Raw genomic sequence first — 21,353 nt, 5'->3', positions numbered from 1 at the left:
TATGAAAAAGATATTGCTTTTATTTCTAATAGGGATAAATACATTCTCTCAAGAAATTAATGCCAAAAAACTGGATGCTTACTTTTCTGTATTAGAAGAAAAGGATAAGCTTTTCAGTAGTTCGTCCGTTATTAAAAATGGAGAAATTATATATCGAAAAACTATAGGGTATGCTGATATAAGTAAAGCCCAAAAGAATACTGTAGATACTAAATTTAGAATAGGTTCCATAACTAAAACATTTACATCTGTTTTGATTCTTAAAGCTATAGAAGCTAATAAGATAAAATTAGAAACTACTTTAGATACTTACTTTCCAGATGTCAAAAATGCAAAAAAGATTACTATAAAAAATCTTTTAAATCATTCTAGTGGGATTTTTAATTTCACAAATGACGCGTCATATCTCACGTATTATACCTCAGAAAAAACTAGAAAGGAAATACTAGATATCATTTACAGCTTCAAACCTAGTTTTAATCCTGGAGAAAAACATTCGTATAGTAATTCTAATTATGTATTACTTTCATTCATACTAGAAGATATTTATCAAAAATCATATGCGACTCTATTACAAGATAATATTGTTTCACCATTAGGTTTAAAGAATACTCAAGTAGGCTCTACAATCAACTTGAATAGTAATGAGTGTAATTCGTATAAGAAAAATGGGAATTGGAGAATAGCAGCTGAAACGGACATGTCTATTCCTTTAGGTGCTGGTTGTATTATTTCTACGCCTTCAGATTTGGTAATGTTTATTGATGCTTTATTTGAATATAAAATAGTGTCAAAAGAGAGCGTCTCAGAAATGATTAAGCTTGATGAGGGTTATGGATTAGGAATATTTTCGTATCCATTTAGAAAGGAAAAAGGGTATGGGCATAACGGTGGAATTGATGGATTTCATTCCGTATTAATGTATTTTCCTAAAGATAGAATAGGGATTGCAACAACTTCTAATGGAGTAGCAGATTTCACTTTAAATGATTTATCTATTGTATTGTTAAGAGCTGCATATGGGAAAGAGTTTGACTTACCAGATTTTTCAGAAATAAAGATCGATGAAAATAAGCTTAACGAGTTAACGGGAGTGTATGCTTCTAATAGTTTTCCATTAAAAATAACAATACGTGTTGTAGATGGAAAATTATCGGCTCAAGCTACAGGTCAATCCTCTTTTGTGTTAAAAGCGAAAAATGATAGTGTTTTCACTTTTAAACAAGCGGGTATCGTTTTAGAGTTTAATAGAGAAAAGCAGGAGATGACGTTAAAACAAGGGGGAGGCGTTTTTACTTTAACAAAAGAATAAGCCTTTTGTATATTTGTGCTAAAATCGTACACATTGGCTTTAATCTTAAACATAGAAACATCAACAAAAAATTGTTCAGTAAGTATAGCGAAAAGCGGAGAAGTATTAGAAAGTATAGAACTGAATGATTTAAATTATTCTCATGCTGAGAAATTACATCCCTTTATAGATGAAGTCATAAAAAAAGCAAAATACTCTCCACAAGATTTAGATGCTATAGCGGTAAGTAAAGGTCCAGGATCTTACACTGGACTTAGAATTGGTGTTTCTGCAGCCAAAGGCTTATGTTTTGCATTGAATATACCTTTAATTAGTATAGATACCTTAAGTTCTTTAGCAAGAGCTATACATATAGAAGATGAGGCATATATAGTGCCTATGTTAGATGCTAGAAGGATGGAGGTATATTCAGCAATTTTCGATCAGCATTATAATTTGGTTAGAAAGATCGAAGCACAAATTATAGATGAAAATTCTTTTGCTGATTACTTTAATAAGAAAGTATACTTTTTAGGAGATGGGAGTAGTAAGTGTAAAGAGACACTGACACATACTAATGCTCATTTTATTGAAGATAAGCATCCATCTGCAATTCAATTAGCGACTTTAAGTTATGAGAAGTACAAAAAAAACGACATCGAAGATGTCGCTTATTTTGAGCCTTTTTATTTGAAAGACTTTATTGTTACTCAAGAAAAAAAGAAAGTTTAACCTTCTTTTTGAATTTCTACCGAGTGTGGATAAGGTATTTCAATACCAGCCTTGTCTAATTCAATCTTAACGTTTTCCATAATATGGAAATAAGCATTCCAATAATCAGCAGATTCAACCCATGTTCTTGTGATAAAATTTACTGAACTATCTGCTAATTCACCAACCATAACAGCAGGAGCAGGATCTTTTAAGGTAAAAGGTGTAGAATTTATAACAGATAATAAAACCTCTTTAGTTTGTTTAATATCTGCATCATAAGAAACGCCAAAAGTTAAATCTACACGTCTTTGAGCTTCAGAAGAGTAATTTATAATATTACCATTAGATAATGCACCGTTTGGTAAAATAACCTCTTTATTATCTACAGTATTCAATTTTGTAGTGAATATTTGAATGTCTTTTACCACTCCTTGTTCACCCTGGGCTTCTATATAATCACCTACTTTAAAAGGTCTAAAAACCATTAATAAAGCTCCACCGGCAAAATTAGCTAAAGAACCTTGTAGTGCCATACCGATTGCTAAACCAGCAGCAGCTATAATAGCAGCGAAAGAAGTTGTTTCTACACCTAATTTTCCAGCTACTGTAACAAATAAAAATATTTTAAGTGACCAATTTATTAAGCTAGTAAGAAAGCCTCTTAGAGATACATCTAAGCCTCTACTCTCCATTATTTTTTTAGCCGCTTTTGTTAGCATGCCAATAATCCATAAACCAACAATTAAAATAATTAGTGCCGATACAACTTTAGGTGCGTATTCTAATAGAATACTTTTGATGTTTGCTAGATTTTGTTCCATGATTAATTTTAGAAATTATTTAAATAAAAAATTGCGATTAAAAATAATCGCAATTTTTAAATAGTAGTATATATTTTGTTAATTATTTTACTTCAAAGGTTACTTTTAAATTCACTCTAAACTCTGAAACTTCATCATCGTTTACCACAACACTTTGTGATTGCACGAAAGCAGATTTAATGTTTTTAACTGATTTAGAAGCTTGTTTTACCGCTTTTCTTGTAGCGTCTTCCCAACTCTTTTCTGAGTTAGATAAAATCTCAATAACTTTCATTACTGCCATAATTACAATTTTAATAGGTTAATATTTAAGTGTTTATAAATATAGCTTTTTAAAATTGCAAAATCAACAACATTTTTAATGTTAAGTGAACGTTAACAAAAAGTTGCATAAAAGTAAAATTAAGTTTATATTTGTAAAGTGAATGTAAATCATCAAATGTCAGTTATGAATAAAATATTAGTTTTAGTTTGCTTTTTATCACTAGGTGTTATGCAGGCGCAAGAAGTAGAATCTCAATACGAGAAAGACGGAGATATAATTAAGGTTACTCATTTTTATGATAATGGTAACGTTAAGGAACAAGGATTTTATAAAGATAAATTACTTGATGGTAAATGGGTACGTTTTGATGAAAGTGGAAAAAAAACAGTAGAAGCGTATTACAGTAAAGGAAGAAAAGTAGGGAAGTGGTTTGTTTGGACGAAGAATGAAGTAAAAGAAGTGAGCTACGAAAATAATGCTGTTGCAAATGTGCAGACTAAAAATGAGAACACTCAATTAGCAGTAAAATAAAACTAAGTAACTACTATATATAAAAAAACCGAGGTAATACCTCGGTTTTTTTATTGTATGATTTTAGAAATCTTATAAGTTAGCGTTTCCAGCAAACTTAGCATTATCAGTGTCAATTTTTACATTTGTAAAAGTAGTTTCACCGTCTAAGATATTTTGTCCTGTTTGAACATCGTCAATTTCAAAATTAGCTTTAGTTCCAGAAGCGATTTCAATTACAATATTGTTGAATTGAGCTTTAGTACCTCTTCTTAACTTGATAGCATCATCAGAACCAACAGACATAAAAGTAGCATTCTGAACAGTTGGATTAGAAAATGGAGTAGCAGCGTTGTTAGCTTTTAAGTTATCAGCTTCAATACAGTGATCAGCACCTGCAGGTTGCTCAGCAACAATATTATCTAAAGTACCTACAAAACCTTCAGCCCAGTCAAAAGTATCGTCAAAGTTATTCCCGTATAAGTTAGAAGCAGATACAGTACCACCAAACCACTCAAAACTATCATCTTTACCTTGAACAACTTCTAAGTAATCTAATTTAGTTCCACTACCTATAGCGTAGAAAGAAAATCCATTATACTCAGCATCAGTATTGATTTGAGTACCAGGATAAGCTAAGATTACATACTTTAAAGAACCTGAATTATCAGATGCATTAGTACCACCGTAAGGTAAAGTGTCATCAGATACGTTATCAGCGATTTCAGCATTACCATTAGTAACATTAATTGGAGCCTCTCCTAACATTACAATTCCACCCCAGTCACCTGCAGCAGGAGTTGCAGCACCAGAAGTAAATATGATTGGATCAGCAGCTGTACCTTCAGCGATTAATTTTCCACCTTTGTTTACGATTAAAACATCAGCTGCTTTAATATCAGTAGTACCAGAGTCTAAGTTATTAGATGGGTCTGCAAAAATAACAGTACCAGCAGGAATAGTTAAAGTAGCCCCACTTCTAACATAAACGTCTCCTTTTAATTCATAAACTTTAGTAGCATCTAAAGAAGTGTCAGCAGTAATTTCACCTTCTAAAACTTCATCAGCAGTTAAAGAAGTTGGTAAAGTAGTTCCCCCTTTAGCAACCGTCCAAGCAAACTTAGTCATATCAGCACCAGTAGCTGAAGTACTATTTGTTAGCTTTTCACCGAATTTTCCTACAGCTTCGTCATTCCAGTTACCTTCAGCATCAACTAACTCAGCTAATGTTGTTTCAGGTACTAACTTTTTTACATCATCATCACTACATGAAGTGAATAATGCAAAAGATAATGCGAACAGAGGTAAAACAATTTTTCTCATTTTTATATTATTTATTTTTATGTTGCAAACAAATCAGTTTTAGTTTACTGATTCATTATGTCAATATTAAGTTTATATTAATTAAAATTTGTAACTAAGCGATAATGAAGCAGAAGTTCCTATAGTATAATCTCTAACTCCTACCACACCACCAAGTGTACTCTCAAGTTGTCTGCTATACGTATCGTTTAACAAATTGTTAACCTTAACTGTAATTCCTATCTTTTTGTTGATATCGTTCTTCCAAGTAAGTGATAAGTTTTTGAAAGGCTTTTCAAACTCATCATCATATTTAATTGTAGATGCACCAGAACCAACAGCGCTAATTCTTTCGCTGAATGTATCAAATAATACAGTGAATTGACTTTCTGTACTTTCAGAAATATTAAATTTATATGATACATCTGCGTTAATTAAGAAATCAGAAGCACCTTGTAGTCTCCTAGTAGCATTAGTTAAGTTCAAGTCACTTTGTACTTGATCAGATATATTTACTTCTGATTGCATTAGGGTTACATTTGCTCCAAAAGTTAATCCTTCTAAGTTTTCATTTCCTGTTAAGTAGCCTAATGAAGTTTTTAATTCTACTTCTGCTCCATATAGAGTTGCTTCATCAGTATTACTAAATACTGTTTGGATAAAAGAACCTCCGTCTTGAACTAATCTTTCAATAGGGTTTTCTATATATTTACCAAATAAGTTAACACTGAATAAGCTGTTTCTAGATGGGAAGTATTCCCATTTTAAATCTAAACTATAGTTGTCAGAGTTTAATAAGTTAGGATTACCTTTAATTAAATCTCCAACAGAATTTTCCCTTGTAATGTCAACGATTTCAATGTTTTTAGGTTTAGTATATGTTTTACTACCAGCTAAACGTAAATTCATATTATCGTTCATTATATACTTTAAGTTGAATGAAGGTAAAACAAAGAATTTATTAAAATCAAAAGAAGTATTTTGACCAGAAACTGTTCTTACGAAGTTTTCGAATCTTGCCCCAAACTGTGCACTAAATTTATCATTAAAGTTATGGTTATAGCTTACATAACCTGCTAAAATTTCAGTGTCTATGTTGGTAAATCTAGTATCTGCTATTTCTCTATATTCAGCAGTATTGTTATTGAAAGCATTCACTAAACTAGCGTCAATATTGTCAGGATTTACAGAAATTGATCCAACATTGATTAAGTTAACGCCAATAAACCTGTTGAAAACATCTAGTTCTTCTTTATTAGCATTAGCTCCAATAGTTAATTTATTCTTCTTGTCTTCTTCAGAATTATTAGCGTCAAATAAGTAATCGTAAGAAACATCTCCAGCAACATTGTAGTTTTCTGAATCTAAGAAGTATTTAAACATTTTTCCAGAGTTAGCTGAGAAGATATAATCATTAGTTCCAATTTCTTCTAATGATAAAATATTGTTATCTGGCTGACTGTAGTTAGAGTCACCATAAGTAGCAGAATAATTGATAATATTATTTTCATTGAACTTAGTTTTACCTAAGAATTGGAATTGACTTAAGTATGATTGCTTGAAATTAGAATCTCTACCTAATAAATTTGCAGCTACTTCTGTATATCTACCAAAGTTATCATTTACTTCATTCGAAGTGGTTTTTAAGAATATGTAGTTGAAATTTAAATCTGTTTTTTCAGTTTTATTAAATATACCTAATAAAAGGTTATTTGTAGTGCTAAAGTCAAAAGAGTTACTTGTGTTAACATTTCTTATCAAACTACCTTGAGGGTTTCTTAATTCGTTAGATCCTATTTTAGAGTTATAAGAATTAGAGTAATTTAAACCAACATAATATGCAGTTTTCTCACCGTCATTGTTCTTAAGTACACCTGCATTTTCAACTCCAAAACCAATTGAAAAAGGAGCATCTACTTGCTCAGTATTCCAATCAGAACTAAAGTCATTAATAGCTTTTGTTCCTGAAGCAGTATATAAATCAGGAGAAGCAAAATTACTATTTCTAATTTCTTGGGGTCCTCTTCTATCATCCTTTCCTCCAAAGCCTAAATAATTAAGGCTACCATTTTCTTTATCAGTTAAGAAGTCGTTTGAAAGAGATTGAAAATTAACACCAGCGCTAATGCTAATTTTAGAATAACTCTTTCTAGGTCTGTCTTTGGTGTTAACATTCATAGTTGCACCAGCAAAATCTCCGTATAAATTAGGATAAAAAACTTTATTAACGTCTACACTTCTTAAAATAGAAGAAGAGAATTGAGATAAAGAAGGTATTTTATTTTCCCAGTTAGATGGAGATACAGGAAGACCATTTACAGTTAAATAGTTATACCTCTCATCTAGCCCTCTTACAAAAATACCTCTAGAAGCTACTTTGGTAACACCAGTAGTTTTGGTAACAGCTTGTTCTACGTTACTAACTCCTTTTCTAGACAATTCCTGAGATCCAATAGTAGTTTTTATAGACACAGCTTTCTTCTGCTCTAACAACAAAGCGCTTTCCTTTTCTTTATTAACAGTTCCTGTAATTTGTACCTCATCAAGTTTCTCTCCACCGCTAGCACCAACTTCTTGGTTTACAGTAAGTGTTTGACCTGCAACTACAGTGATTGGTTTTTCAATAGTTTGATATCCAACAAAACTAAATACTAATGTATGACTCCCTTCAGGAACGGCTATAGTATACTTACCGTCAAGGTCAGTGTTCCCCCCTATAGAAGTGCCTTTAATGAATACATTTGCAAATGGTAAAGGTTCACCATTTAATTCCTTATCGGTAACAGTCCCCGTAACTGTACCCTTGCTTTGTGCAACTACTAGTTGACAAAAACAAACTAAAGCAATTAATAAATTTTTTTTCATTTTTATTTCTTTCTAAAATCAAGTGCAAAAGTCCATCGACAATGTGAAGAAATAGTTAGTTAAGAATTATGGTTACATTATAAGAATGTTTCCTTAATGTTAAGTGAAAAAATGAAGTAACTACTAAGATACTAATTATTAGTGAATTTCACACCAATAAAAAAAGTTTGTGGTCTTGAAGGACCATAAATGTAATTTGCATCTCTATCTACTCCTTGATCGAAGTCTTGTTGATAGCTATCAAATAGGTTTTGAATTCCTCCATAGATTCGGGTTTAATTCAAAAAAGTTAGTAGTTTAACTCGATGTAATTTTACCTTGAAGTCCTTGCGAATGAACCCTGAACGTTTCCTGAGGTTCTCGAAGGAAAGAGAAGGTGATATGAAGCAATCTTTGTCTTAAAAACGATATTTTCATTATTAAATTAACGTGAATCTCGTTTAAGGTATATAGTGTCACTTCGAGTGAAATTCATTGGAGTATAACGAAAATGAATTTTGTATCGAGAAGTAATAGTTTTGTTCTCGATAGCTCTGCTGAACTTGATTCAGTACAATTTTACCTCATTATTATTCCGTAAAATCACTATCATTGACGTCTTTTGCAATGTGATAAAAATAAGATATTTATAATAATACATAGATTAATAATTCCCTCTCCTTTGTCTTGATACAAAGGAGCAAAAATCAAGACTGGAATGATAAGAATTTTAAAATACTACGGCATCTACAGCCACAGATGAAAAGAACTCACTACCGCTCAAACAGCTTTTCATCTTTCAGCCAACCCTGCTGTCTTGATTTTTAAAAATTCTTATCAATAGGTCGTTTTGTTAGTAATACGCCATTTTATCCGTTTTTTAAAGGGTTTAAATGGTTTCTCGAACTGACAAAGGTTTCTTATCCAAGACTCACGTCAAATTAATAGATTGCCTCATCATTTCACTATATTTCATTTCTTGTAAAGAAGTAATGTGCTGATTTATATGTTTAAGAATTGTTCTTAAATCGAACTCACGTTATTTTAGTGTATTTCACTTTCAGTTTCTACAACTATCCTCGAATGCTATTTGCAATTAGCCTTTAGCTAATAGCCAAGCGTTAAAAGCAAAAATTGATATAAAAAAATGACTTTCAGTCATAACAAAAACTATAGCACTTTCACTTCATAGAGGTTTGCTTTATAGCTTTTAACATTTTCTTGTTGTCTAAATATTCAAAATATCTTGCTGAAATTTTAAATTTTTCATCTAAAATTACAATAGCTGGGAGTGAAAACTCTTTGTTGTTTCGTGATGCTAAAAGCAAAGGAATATCATGTGTGGGATTTCTTTTTTTTCCAATTTGTTTATTGATAAAAGTATCGCCTCCAAAAAAGATTGTATCGGTACTTTCAGCATTCATTTTAACAGCATAATAATTAGCATTCAATTTTGAAATAACTTTAGGGTTTTTAAAAGCTACCTTTTCCATTTTTTTACAGTAAATACACCAGTCTGCATAGAATTCAATAAATACTTTCTTAGGTTTTACAGCAAGTGAATCTTCTAACTGTTGGAATGTAATCCAGTTGATGTTACTGTCTTTTTGAGCTTTTGCTGTTTGAGATAATAATAGGTAAAGTAGTACGAATGTTATCTTTTTTAAATGCATAATTGTATTAGATAAAGCTTGTAACTCGTTGCGTATGCGCTTTTGTATTAAAATTCTGTCAATTCGAGTGATTTTTAAGAATAAAATGAGTAAAAATAGTACTTCGACTTTACTCAGTAGAGCTATCGAGAATAAGAATTTTAGTCTCGTAATAGTTCTCGATATACTTTTTCGTACCTCAAAAGCACTCGAACTGACATTTTTTTGTTTCGTCATTACGATGAAGCGATAGTGAAAGAAGTAATCTACTTGTTGATTAGTAGATCACTTCATTTCGTTACACTACATTCGTGATGACGTTTTTAAAATGATGTCATCAAATCTGCTTGAAAAAACTTTTTTCTCACTTCTCGAGCTGACATCTTTTAGTTATATTTTATTTATGAAGCTTTCCAAATTTTATACCTACAAAAAATGTTCTTGGTAGGTTAGGACCATAAACGTAATCAGAATCACGACCAGCACCTGTATCAAAATCATCTTGATAACTATTGAATAGATTATTTACACCTCCTGATAAGGTGATCATAAAGTTATCATTAAAATCTATATGTTTTTCAAGCTTCAAATTCAGATCAAAAAATGGATTTACCTCGTTTAAAGCTAAAAATCCTGTGTCACTTACCACTAATGGTACGATCATTTCACCTGTGTAAGTACCTGTAAGATCTACATTGAATTTTTCACTAGGTAGCCAAGTAGCATTTAAGTATCCATAAAAATTAGGAACTCTAACAAATTCTTCTACAATAATATCGTTTTCTCCAACGGTTCCATCGCTTTCAAAAAGTAGTTGTGGTTCATCATACTCGGTACGTTGTAAAGTTCCACCCAATTGAAAGCGCCACTTAGGATTTGGTGAAATTCCTAACTCAAAATTAGAACCAAAAACACTAGCATCTGAACCATTACGAACTTCTTCAAGAATAGAACCATTTGCTAATGTAGCACCTGTACTCACTAAAGTGAAAGGATCTTGTAAACTAGTAAAAAATGTCTCTAGGAGTAGATCGACTTGTAATAAATTAATTGTTTTTGAATAATTAAATGACCATGTAAATGCATTGGAAAACTCAGCATTTAAATCCTCTGATAAAATGACAAACAGTTGTTCTCCTCCTACACTAGAAATATGTAAATCTTCATTAAATGCCTGCGGTGCCCTAAAGCCACGTGCATATCCACCTCGTAGTTTTATTTCTTTAGAAAGTTGATAAGATAGTGTCAATCTAGGAGAAACCGCCGTTTGATTAATATCTGCCTCTCTAGATATTCCGCCGATAGTGTATTTGCCATCAACAACTATATGATCTAATCGAGTGCCAAATAACGCTGTAAACTTTTTAGAAGGTTTCCATTCGTATTGTGCATACGCACCCAAGGCATTTACACTTTGATCAATCAGTCTATTGTAACCAGGAATTATATCTTCTGTATTACTTATGTTATATTCTGCACCAGCTGTAAGCACATCATTATTCTTTAAGTATTTTGTGAATTGAGCACCATTAATCCAAGCTAAATCTTTGGTAGTTCCAAATGCATTATTAGCCGTGATACTATCTTGTCTTGTGCGACCACCTCCTAAACCACCATAATAACTGTCTCTATTAGTGTATGAAGCGGATGTATATAGTTGAAATTTATTAGTGTTATCTTTACTGTTGAGTTCATAATCTGCTCCACCAATAAAAGTATCGTGATCAAGCTCTTCTGTAATATCTGTAAATTGAGGGGCTAATTCTAAACGATCACCACCACGTCTATATTCACGTATGGCATTAAGATTTACTGAAATTCTACTACGCTCATTAGGTTTTATAAAAGCTTTTGCACCTACAGTTGTATTGCGTAATTCTACAATCTCAGTAAAACCATCATTATTTGCATCGTAAGATTGTCTGTTGCGATAAGTTCCATATAGTGTAATACCACTGTTCAAATCATCAGCAACATTAGAAGTATTGAAAGTTACATTACTATCCAAAGCATCTCCGTCAATAATAGCCAAATTACTACCAACCTCCCAAGTGTTTAGTACTGGATCTTTAGTGATGATATTTATTGTACCTGCGATAGCATTAGAACCAAATAATGCAGAACCACCACTGCGTACTACTTCTACACGATCTATGATGTTTGTAGGGATTTGTTCTAAACCATATACTCCTAATAGTGAACTGAAAACGGGACGACTATTTAAAAGTATTTGTGTATAACCGCCATCTAAACCGTTAAGTCTAACTTGTGTAAATCCACAGTTTTGACAATTGGTTTCTACTCTTACACCTGGCGCATAGTTTAATCCATCTGCGACGGTAAGAGACTGAGTAGCATTTAATAAACGTGGTTTTATAGAAGATACTATAACTGGTGTGTTTTTTCGTTCTACGCGGTTTCTTGTTGCGCTTACAACCACTTCATCTAGCCCTAATACATCTTCAATAAGCTCAAAATTTACTTTTTTATTTTCTCCTTTTGTTACTGTAATTTGCCTTTCTACACTACGAAATCCTTGTGAGTTTACCACTAATGTGATTGTTCCAATAGGTGTTTCGAAGTTATAGTTACCATTTGTGTCAGTTGTAGTAGCTAAATTACTATCCTTAACTAATACAGTAGCAAAGGGTATAGGTTCTTTTCCTGATGTTACAGTACCGCTTAATGTCGCAATTTGTGCTTGGATTGATGAAATTATTAATAATGCTATGATTAAAAATCTGTTTTTCATTTTTCTTTATGCTAAATAAAAATTCATGCAAATATAAATTAATTTTTAGTCTTGTCTAAAAATTAAAATAGATAAATATAAATTTTGTATTTTTGGGGAGCTAAAAATGAAATATGTTTTCACAATCTGAAGAAAATTATATAAAAACTATCTATTATTTAGCTATTGATTCTGATAAAGGAATTAGTACTAATGCCATTGCTAAACAGTTAGAGACAAAAGCATCTTCTGTTACTGATATGATTAAAAAACTATCAGAAAAAGAAGTAGTAGTGTATAAAAAATACCAAGGAGTTAAGCTAACCGATTTTGGAAGTAAGATTGCAACCAGTATTATTCGTAAGCACAGATTGTGGGAAGTGTTTTTGGTAGATAAGTTGAATTTTTCTTGGGATGAAGTACATGAGGTTGCAGAGCAGTTAGAGCATATTAAATCTCCTAAGTTAATTGACGAGTTAGATGCTTTTTTAGGGTACCCTAAATATGATCCGCATGGAGATCCTATTCCGGATAAAGATGGAAATATACAGCACATGGAGAAGAATTTATTATCTGTTTTGCAGGTTGGAGACGCAGGTGTTTGTGTTGGGGTTAATGATAGTTCTTCTGAATTTTTAAAGTTTTTAGATAAACAAGGCATTGGACTAGGAGCAGAGATTAAAGTTTTAGATATAGAGCCTTTTGATGGTTCACTAACTATAGAAATTAAAAATAAATCGTTATCTATATCAAATAAGATAGCGAGTAATTTATACATAAAGAAGATATGAGTTTTTTCGATCAAATAGTAGAGTTTTGTAAAGAGCATCCGATTCAAGGAGCATTATATGCTACTTTATTCACTTGGGGTTTAACAGCATTGGGAGCTGCTTTAGTATTCTTTTTTAAGAAAATGAATAGAGCTGTTTTAGATGGAATGTTAGGGTTTACAGGCGGTGTAATGGTTGCGGCAAGTTTTTGGAGTTTATTATCTCCGGCTATTGAAAATAGTCCAGGTGAAGGTTTTGTAAAGGTACTTCCATCTGCAATAGGTTTTGCTTTAGGGGCATTGGCCTTATTCGGTATGGATAAGTGGTTACCACACTTACATATCAATTTTAAAGAGGATGAAGCTGAAGGTGTTAAAACGAATTGGCATAAAACAACATTATTAGTTTTAGCGATTACATTACATAATATTCCTGAAGGATTGGCGGTAGGAGTTTTATTTGGGGCAGCATCAACATTGGTGGGGGTAGAACAAACCGAAATGATAATTGCTGCAATTTCTTTAGCTATTGGAATTGGGATACAAAATTTCCCTGAAGGATTTGCAGTTGCTATGCCATTGAGAAGGCAAGGTGTGAGTAGGAGAAAAAGTTTTTGGTACGGTCAGCTTTCTGCTGTAGTTGAGCCTTTTGCTGCGGTTTTCGGAGCATTGGCGGTTTCGTTTTTTACACCAATTTTACCGTATGCATTAGCTTTTGCAGCTGGAGCTATGATTTTTGTAGTTGTTGAAGAGGTAATTCCAGAAACACAGCGTGATAAGTATACAGATATCGCCACATTAGGTTTTATAGGTGGGTTTATCGTAATGATGTCTTTAGATGTTGGACTAGGATAGATTAAACTATTTCAAATAATTTTTCCATGGTCATTACTGTGGCAAATTCTTCATGTAAATTAGCTAATGTAGTTTGATGAATCATTTCTGCTGAAAAAGTTTCTCCGTTAATGCCTTTTCGATCGAAAGTGGCTGTGGCGTCACCAATTAAAATGGTATTGAAGCCTAAATTTCCTGCCATTCTTGTGGTTGTAGAAATACAATGATTCGTGGTTAAACCAACAATAACTATATTTTTAATCCCTTTTTGATCTAATTGCTCTTTTAAATCAGTGCCAATAAATGCGCTATTTACATCTTTTACAATAAGAGGTTCGTTAACTAAAGGTTTTACTTCATCTTTAAGTTCAAAACCAGGGTGAGATTTATGCAGTAAAGAATTTGGGTTTTGAGAACTATGTTGAATATGAAATACAGGTAGATTTAAGGTTCTCCATTGTTCTAAAATAAGAGCACATTTTTGTTCAGCATCCTTATTGTTTCTATTTCCTCCCCAATATTCCTCGTTTTCAAATCCTTTTTGAATATCAACCAATAATAAAGCAGCGTTAACTTCTCTTAATTTCATAATAAGTTAATTTGAAAAATGAATTATAGATTGTCTTTCAGTATTGAGGGTTAGCTTGGTTACATCCGGTCTAGAGTAGTGTCCAACACAGTCAAAATTATGTCGTTCTTCTAATACCTTTTGGTAATCAATTTCTCCGGTAAAAAGCCCTTCTTCTCCTACCATAGGAGGAATGACCCATTCACCATCTGGACCTGCAATACAAGAACCACCATTGGCTAATACCTGTGGGGCATCTTTTATAATTGTATCATAATTAGGTGTGTCTTTAGGAAAATCATCAATAGTCATAAATCCACTTACAGAAACTACAAAAGATCTACTTTCTTTAGCAATAAACTTAGTGATATCAAAAGTATTTCGTTCAGCACCAGGCCAAACAGCAATATGTAAATTTTCTCCTTGGGCATATAATGCAGTTCTAGGTAAAGGCATCCAGTTTTCCCAACAATTCAATCCGCCTACTGTAAAATCTTCAAGCGAGTGAACTTTAAGTCCGTTTCCATCTCCTGGAGACCAAGTTAATCGTTCTTCATAAGTAGGTTGTAATTTTCTATGGACAGATTTAATCTCTCCATTCTTATCTATGTAAACCAATGAGCAATATAAACTATGGTTACCTCTATCGGTAGCTCTTTCTATAATTCCAAGATAAATAGCAATGTTATATTGTTTCGCGATGTCACAAATTTCCTTTAGTTCTCCTTTTTCAATTTCTATGGCATTTTTAATATAATGAGCATGTATCTCTTTTTGAATTTTAGAATTGAATTCAGAACCATTAGTAATAGATAGCCAAAAAGGATAGCCAGGTAATAGTCCTTCACCAAAAATAACAAGATCACACTTTTCTTTAGCGGCATCAATAACAAAAGACTTTACTTTATCGATTGTCTTTTCTTTGTTTAGCCAAACAGGTGAGATTTGTGCCATTCCAATTTTTAAGATACTGCTCATTTATATTAAAAGGTTTGTTTGTGCAACTAAGATAGGTTAAAACTATATCGATAGCTAAACTTAGTTGGTTTTTAACAGATTGTTTCAGATTGTGGGGATTTCAACAAGAAGTATGGTTTTTTAAGGTACATATACCGTATACGTACCTCAAAATGCTTTTATAACAATATGTTATGTAGTTGTTTTGTGTCATTAATTTTAAAACAAAAAAAATGAAATTATTTTTAGCAAAGTCACTTGTGTTACTTTTTTCTTGTTACTTTTCCTTTGCTCAAGGAAACAAAAAGGAATTTCAATTTAAAAAGGGAGAGGTATTAGATGTTATCGTATTAAGTGCAACAAAAACAAACTATAAAGAATTATTTGATAAGTATAAGAAGACAGCTTTTCCTGTTGCTTTTAAACATTCATATCAACCACAACCAGGTTTTAGAATTAATAAACTTACTTTAGGGAATCATTTGTCTAGTAGTTTTATAATAGGTAAATGGGGAAGTGTGAAAAAAAGAGAGGATTTTCTTTTAAATGTAGAAAAAGAAGTGCCAGATTTTCATGAACAAAGGAGGGCTTTGTTTACTAATTTCGAATTGACATATTACGAGATAAATAAAGATTTGAAATTTTCAATAAACAAAGAAAAATATAATGTAGTGACGTCGTTTTGGGTGAAGAAAAAAAATGATAAAACATTCTACAAACATTGGAAAAAAAGAATAGAGGATAATGGAGGAAAAATTATTTTAAAACTTACCGACGGAAAATCTCCAACAGGATATTATTATAATCCGGAAGTTTTATCTATTGTGGAATGGGATAGCGAAGAACAGTTTATACAATTTTCAAAGAAATATCCAATATCTAGTTATAATAGACTCAAAGATGTACATCAATTTGTAATTGGTTAAATCAATCAATAAAATAGAAAAAAGTTTATGCAATCAATCTTAAATCAGTTCGTATATTTTGGTTTTTTTCAAAGTTTACTTTTAATAATAGTTTATATAGTTTCTCGTAAAAATAGGAAACATATAAATGATTTTTTAATGGTACTGATCGTAATATTATCTTTAGGTTTAGTTGGGAAAATCCTGCATAGTAGCGGGTTTTTTAATAAAGATTTTAGGTTGATTGCTTTTTCTGAATTTTCAGCATTATTATTTGGGTCAACTATTTTTCTGTTTATTAAATCAGTATTATTTAAGCAAGAGTTTAAGTCTAGAGATTTAGTACATTATGTGCCTGGAACGTTGTACTGGTTATTTATTCTGGGATATTTTATTTTACCACCAAATTCATTTCAATTAGAACGAGACAAAACTATACCATTAATGAGTGTGATTTATACTTGTCATGCATTCGGGATAATTGTCAATAGTTATTATTGGGTGTTAGGTTATAAAAAATACCAAAGATTTACAGTCAGATACAAAAAAGAAATTTCTTATGTGCCTTATATCAATTTTATATACAGGTTTTTAATAGTTACTGGTTGTTGTATGTTAGTTTGGTTAGTTCTTTTTGTTACTAGTTTATTAGGGTATTCGATGATAGAACGAAATGCACGACCTTATATATGGATTATATTAACATTTGTAATATTATTCATTACCTACTATATGATGTTGAAACCAGAAGTTTTAAGATCTATACCATTAATAAAAGAAAAAAAATACCATCAATCTAAGTTGAGTATTCAGGATTTAGATCAATTAAAATTGCAATTGGAAAAAATAATGCTTGAAAAAAAACCATATTTAAATAGTAAGTTATTGAAAACAGAATTAGCTCAAATGCTTGGAGTGCATAGTCCTGAATTATCCAGATTACTAAATGAAAATATAGGAATGAACTTTTTTGAATATGTGAATTACTATAGAATAAAAGAATTTGTACAGTTAGCAAAAACTGAAAAAGGAAAACAACTCACTTTTTTTGGTTTAGCTCAAGAAGCTGGATTTAATTCTAAAACAACATTTAATAAATCATTTAAAAGTTTGATGGGAGTTTCACCATCCGCTTATTTTAACCAAGATCATTAAAATGAAAAAATATATAACAATATTAATATTTAGTATAAACACACTAGTCTTTGGTCAACTTAAAACGCCTGATTTAAGTCCTAATGCCAAAGTTTCTCAAAAAATAGGTTTGAGTATGGTAGAAATTGAATATTCCAGACCGAGTAAAAGAGGAAGGGAAATTTTTGGAGATTTATTATCTTATAATCAACCATGGAGAGTAGGGGCTAATAGGGCTACCAAAGTATCACTTTCTAAACCGGTAACGATTAATGGAAAACAATTTGAAAAAGGCGAATATAGTATTATAGGTTTCCCTAATCAAGATTATTGGGAAATTAAGTGGTACTCATATTCAAGTACAAATTGGAATGTGTATAAAAAAGAAACCCCCATTGTTTCTATGAAAATTGAAACGGTAAATTTACCTTCAGAAGTTGAAACATTAGAAATACGTTTTCAAAATACTACATTACATAGTGCAGATATTTTCATTGAATGGGATAAAACAAGGATAGTGCTCCCTGTTAAAGTGAATGAAAAAGAAGAAATTATACAATCTATTGATAAAGCATTAGCAGGTCCAAGTGATTTGGATTACTTTAAATCGGCATTGTATTATCACGAAACAAAAACTGACTTAGATAAAGCATTAGCATGTATTCAAAAAGTGACACAATCTGAAAAAGCATTATTTTTTCAGGTTACAAGAGAGGCTTTGATTTTGAAAGATTTAAAAAGAAATAACGAGGCTATTTCTGTAGCTAAAAAGGCATTAAAGCTTTCGGAAAAGGCTAAGAATGTTGATTTTATAAAAATCAATACTAAAATCATAAATGAATTGAAATAATTGTAAATAACTTCAGTAATACCTTGGGGTATTTTTTACTTAAATTGCATAAAATTTAATTTGTGCAAAATAGTTCTGTTTTTCAGGTTTATAATGCTTCTGCTGGGAGCGGAAAAACATTTACTCTAGTGAAAGAATACCTTAAGGTGTTATTACAGTCTAGTGATGTTTTTTATTTTCAAAAAGTTTTAGCAGTTACTTTTACCAATAAAGCAGCAGGTGAAATGAAAGAAAGAGTATTAAAAAATTTAGATACTTTTTCAAAGGGAGATGCTAATGATGTATTAGAATTGATATTACAAGAAACTGCATTAAATCTTCAAACAATTCAAACAAGAAGTGTAAAGGTCTTAGATGCGATTTTACAAAATTATTCTGCATTCTCAATTACAACTATTGATAGCTTTACGCATAAAATTATTAAAAGCTTTGCTTACGATCTTGGTTTGTCTTTAAATTTTGAAGTAGAAATGGACGCTGTTTCATTATTAAATGAAGCTGTTGATGTTTTGTTGTCTAAGATTGGAGTAGAAAAAGAACTAACAAATTTATTGATATCATATTCGATATCTAAAATAGATGAAGATAAATCTTGGGATATTTCTAATGAGCTAAAAGAATTTGCTAAAGTACTACTAAATGAAAATGATATAAAACACTTTAGAAAATTAAGTAAAATTCCTATTGCTGATTTTAATAAGCTACAAGAGAGTTTAGCTAATGGACAACAAGAATATATTAAAAAATTAAAAGCAATAGGCAAAAGAGGTTTAGAGATTATAGCTTCAATGAATTTAGAGCATAAAGATTTTTACTATTCATTATTGCCGAAACATTTTTTAGCTCTAGAAAAAGATCCTTTTACAGCTAAGTTTTTTGATCAAAGTAAATTAAAAGAAAGAATTGAAGAGAATTTATTTTATTCAAAGTCAAAATCTGATGACATAAAAACAGCTATAGAAAGCATTCTCCCAGAGTTGTTATCATTGTATTCTGAGTCAGAATCAATTTTCAGATTGTTAATCTTGAATCAGTTAGTATTGAAAAGTATTATTCCATTAGCAGTTTTAAATAATATTAATCAAGAACTAAATATATTAAAAGAAGAAAATAACATTCGATTAAATGCAGAATTTAATCAACTAATTTCAGATCATATAAAAGATCAACCTACTCCTTTTATTTATGAGCGAATAGGACAACGCTTTATGCATTATTGTATTGATGAAATGCAAGATACTTCAGTACTGCAATGGCAAAATTTAATCCCTCTAATAGATAATGCTTTAGCGCAAGAGAATAGTAGTTTGCTTTTAGTTGGAGACGCTAAACAAGCAATTTACAGATGGAGAGGTGGAAAAGCAGAGCAATTAATTGAATTAAGTAGAGAAGAAAGCAAAGTGTTTCAATCTGCTAAAGAAGTAAAGCATTTGGATAGAAACTTTAGAAGTTATTCTGAGGTCATAAAGTTTAATAATAGTTTTTTCCAGCATGTAGCTAATTTTTTTAATAATGAAGAATATAAACTACTTTTTTCAAAAGGAAACGAACAAAAAGAAAATAAAAAACAAGGTGGATATGTTTCTATTTCTTTTTTAGAGAAATTAGAAGATAAAGAAGAAGACAAAATAAAATATCCTAAAAGAGTTTATGATACTATACAAGACATACAAGATGATTTTCTGCTAAATGAAATATGTATAATTGTTAGAAAAAAGAGTGAAGGAATCGCTGTTGCTAATTATTTGTCAGAAAAAGGTATTGATGTAATTTCATCTGAAACATTATTATTAAATAATAGTAAAAAAGTAAGGTTTTTAGTTCAGATATTACATCTCATTCAGTTTCCTAATGATGAGGAAACAAAATTTGAAATTTTATATTTTCTGTATCAACATTTAAAAATCAAAGATTCAGCCCATGACTTTTTAACGAAGTATGCTAAAAACACGCTACAAGAATTATTTGAAGATTTAAAACCTTTTGGAATTAATTTCAGTTTAGTTGATTTCTTTCAATTACCTTTTTATGAAAAAATAGAGGCGCTAATCAGAGATTTTAAGCTTATTCAAGAATCTGATGCTTATGTGCAGTTCTTTTTAGATCTTGTTTTGGATCAGCAAAACAAAGGTGTCAACATACAAGACTTTTTAGATTTTTGGGATCAAAAAAAGAATACATTAAGTATTGTTTCTTCTGAGGAAGGGGATGCAGTACATATCATGACAATTCATAAATCAAAAGGATTGGAATTTCCGGTAGTTATTTTTCCATACGATTTAGATATTTACAGGCAAGTTAAACCTAAAGTTTGGTTTGATAAATTACCAGATCATTATTCGAATTTTAGTGAAATTCTTGTTGATTACAGTAAAAAAATAGAATACATAAATGATAGAGGAAGTGAAATCTATTATCAACAAAGAGAAGAATTAGAGCTAGATAATTTCAATCTTTTATATGTAGTACTTACTAGAGCTGTAGAACAATTGCATATCATCACTGAAAAAAGAATTACCAAAACAGGTGAGAACACAAATTATTATTCAGGTATTTTTATTTCTTTTTTGAAAAAAATGCAGTTATGGAAAGATGACCAACTTGAGTATACTTTCGGAAAATCTATCCGTATTTCTAGTAAAGTAGAAAAAGACCTTTCGGTCACTGAGCAAAAAAACTTTATAACTACACATTGGCAAGATCATAATATTGTATTACTGTCCAGTGCTTCTAAGTTATGGAATACGGAATTTGAAGAAGAAGTTAGCTATGGAAATTTATTGCATGAAATTTTATCCAAGATAAAAACCTCTAATGAGGTAGAAGATGTGCTTTTCTTTTTGAAGAACCAAGGTGATTTAACTCAGGGAAGTTATAAAAATATTGAAGATATAATATTAAAAATTGTAAATCACTCCGAGTTAAAAAAATACTTTGCAGATGATGTTGTGGTTTTTAATGAAAAAGAGATGATATCCAGAAGTAAAGAAATTATGATTCCTGATAGATTAGTTTTTGCTCATAATAAAGTAACTATTATAGATTACAAGACAGGAAAACAAGTAGATGCACATCAAAAACAAATTAATAAATACGCTCAGCAACTATCTGAATTAAACTACACTATTGATAAAAAATTATTAGTCTATATAAATGATGAAGTTTTAGTAGAAGAAATTGTATAATTTTATCGCCCAAACAAACAA

General features: G+C 30.9%; 17 protein-coding genes. 9 read left to right on the top strand and 8 right to left on the bottom strand.

Features of this window, described 5'->3' with window-relative positions; genetic code table 11:
• The first annotated feature begins 1 nt into the window (after nt 1).
• Nucleotides 2–1,312 (top strand): serine hydrolase domain-containing protein, encoded by a 1,311-nt coding sequence (locus tag BVC87_RS00465; protein ID WP_234974608.1) that lies wholly within the window; start codon nt 2–4, stop codon nt 1,310–1,312.
• 33 nt (nt 1,313–1,345) lie between these two features.
• The gene (gene tsaB, locus BVC87_RS00460; RefSeq protein ID WP_075340373.1) at nt 1,346–2,023 is read left to right on the top strand and encodes a tRNA (adenosine(37)-N6)-threonylcarbamoyltransferase complex dimerization subunit type 1 TsaB; all 678 of its coding nucleotides are present in this window, start codon (nt 1,346–1,348) and stop codon (nt 2,021–2,023) included.
• Here tsaB and BVC87_RS00455 read toward each other — a convergent pair.
• A complete protein-coding gene (locus tag BVC87_RS00455) occupies nt 2,020–2,826 on the bottom strand; it encodes a mechanosensitive ion channel family protein (RefSeq protein ID WP_075340372.1) in 807 nt (268 codons plus the stop codon). The two genes, tsaB and BVC87_RS00455, sit on opposite strands and share 4 nt — an antisense overlap.
• 82 nt (nt 2,827–2,908) lie before the next feature.
• Nucleotides 2,909–3,109 (bottom strand): dodecin family protein, encoded by a 201-nt coding sequence (locus tag BVC87_RS00450; protein ID WP_075340371.1) that lies wholly within the window; start codon nt 3,107–3,109, stop codon nt 2,909–2,911.
• Between the two features lie 165 nt (nt 3,110–3,274).
• Between BVC87_RS00450 and BVC87_RS00445 the strand changes: the two genes are divergently transcribed.
• Entirely contained in the window at nt 3,275–3,622 is a 348-nt protein-coding gene (locus BVC87_RS00445) for a toxin-antitoxin system YwqK family antitoxin (protein WP_075340624.1), read from the top strand.
• 72 nt (nt 3,623–3,694) lie between these two features.
• Here BVC87_RS00445 and BVC87_RS00440 read toward each other — a convergent pair whose 3' ends face one another.
• From BVC87_RS00440 to BVC87_RS00425, 4 genes are all read right to left on the bottom strand, one after another.
• Entirely contained in the window at nt 3,695–4,924 is a 1,230-nt protein-coding gene (locus BVC87_RS00440; protein WP_075340370.1) for a hypothetical protein, read from the bottom strand.
• Between the two features lie 81 nt (nt 4,925–5,005).
• Nucleotides 5,006–7,768: a TonB-dependent receptor gene (locus BVC87_RS00435; protein ID WP_075340369.1), complete on the bottom strand. Its 2,763-nt coding sequence runs from the start codon at nt 7,766–7,768 to the stop codon at nt 5,006–5,008.
• Between the two features lie 1,160 nt (nt 7,769–8,928).
• Nucleotides 8,929–9,420, bottom strand: coding sequence for a thioredoxin family protein (locus BVC87_RS00430; protein ID WP_075340368.1), 492 nt, complete (start codon nt 9,418–9,420; stop codon nt 8,929–8,931).
• Between the two features lie 376 nt (nt 9,421–9,796).
• A complete protein-coding gene (locus tag BVC87_RS00425; protein WP_075340367.1) occupies nt 9,797–12,151 on the bottom strand; it encodes a TonB-dependent receptor in 2,355 nt (784 codons plus the stop codon).
• A 113-nt stretch (nt 12,152–12,264) separates the two neighbouring features.
• On the opposite strand from BVC87_RS00425, the gene BVC87_RS00420 reads away from it, so the two are divergent.
• Together BVC87_RS00420 and BVC87_RS00415 are read left to right on the top strand one after the other, a co-directional pair.
• A complete protein-coding gene (locus tag BVC87_RS00420) occupies nt 12,265–12,921 on the top strand; it encodes a metal-dependent transcriptional regulator (RefSeq protein ID WP_075340366.1) in 657 nt (218 codons plus the stop codon).
• Nucleotides 12,918–13,754, top strand: a complete 837-nt coding sequence (locus BVC87_RS00415; RefSeq protein WP_075340365.1) for a ZIP family metal transporter — start codon at nt 12,918–12,920, stop codon at nt 13,752–13,754. The genes BVC87_RS00420 and BVC87_RS00415 overlap by 4 nt, the downstream gene beginning before the upstream one ends.
• A gap of 1 nt (nt 13,755) precedes the next feature.
• Here BVC87_RS00415 and BVC87_RS00410 read toward each other — a convergent pair whose 3' ends face one another.
• Together BVC87_RS00410 and BVC87_RS00405 are read right to left on the bottom strand one after the other, a co-directional pair.
• Nucleotides 13,756–14,322 (bottom strand): cysteine hydrolase family protein, encoded by a 567-nt coding sequence (locus BVC87_RS00410; RefSeq protein ID WP_075340364.1) that lies wholly within the window; start codon nt 14,320–14,322, stop codon nt 13,756–13,758.
• A 6-nt stretch (nt 14,323–14,328) separates the two neighbouring features.
• Nucleotides 14,329–15,279 (bottom strand): carbon-nitrogen hydrolase family protein, encoded by a 951-nt coding sequence (locus tag BVC87_RS00405; RefSeq protein WP_075340363.1) that lies wholly within the window; start codon nt 15,277–15,279, stop codon nt 14,329–14,331.
• 212 nt (nt 15,280–15,491) lie between these two features.
• Between BVC87_RS00405 and BVC87_RS00400 the strand changes: the two genes are divergently transcribed.
• The 4 genes from BVC87_RS00400 (at nt 15,492) to BVC87_RS00385 (ending at nt 21,332) form a co-directional block, all read left to right on the top strand.
• A complete protein-coding gene (locus tag BVC87_RS00400; protein WP_075340362.1) occupies nt 15,492–16,184 on the top strand; it encodes a hypothetical protein in 693 nt (230 codons plus the stop codon).
• A gap of 138 nt (nt 16,185–16,322) precedes the next feature.
• The gene (locus BVC87_RS00395) at nt 16,323–17,318 is read left to right on the top strand and encodes an AraC family transcriptional regulator (RefSeq protein ID WP_234974607.1); all 996 of its coding nucleotides are present in this window, start codon (nt 16,323–16,325) and stop codon (nt 17,316–17,318) included.
• A gap of 1 nt (nt 17,319) precedes the next feature.
• Complete coding sequence (locus tag BVC87_RS00390) at nt 17,320–18,147, top strand: DUF2911 domain-containing protein (RefSeq protein ID WP_075340360.1); 828 nt, start codon at nt 17,320–17,322, stop codon at nt 18,145–18,147.
• A gap of 62 nt (nt 18,148–18,209) precedes the next feature.
• Complete coding sequence (locus BVC87_RS00385; protein WP_075340359.1) at nt 18,210–21,332, top strand: UvrD-helicase domain-containing protein; 3,123 nt, start codon at nt 18,210–18,212, stop codon at nt 21,330–21,332.
• Nucleotides 21,333–21,353: the final 21 nt, after the last annotated feature.

The organism is Tenacibaculum agarivorans, from assembly GCF_001936575.1.
Taxonomy (GTDB): domain Bacteria; phylum Bacteroidota; class Bacteroidia; order Flavobacteriales; family Flavobacteriaceae; genus Polaribacter; species Polaribacter agarivorans.
This window is presented reverse-complemented; position numbering and strand designations above follow the sequence as displayed.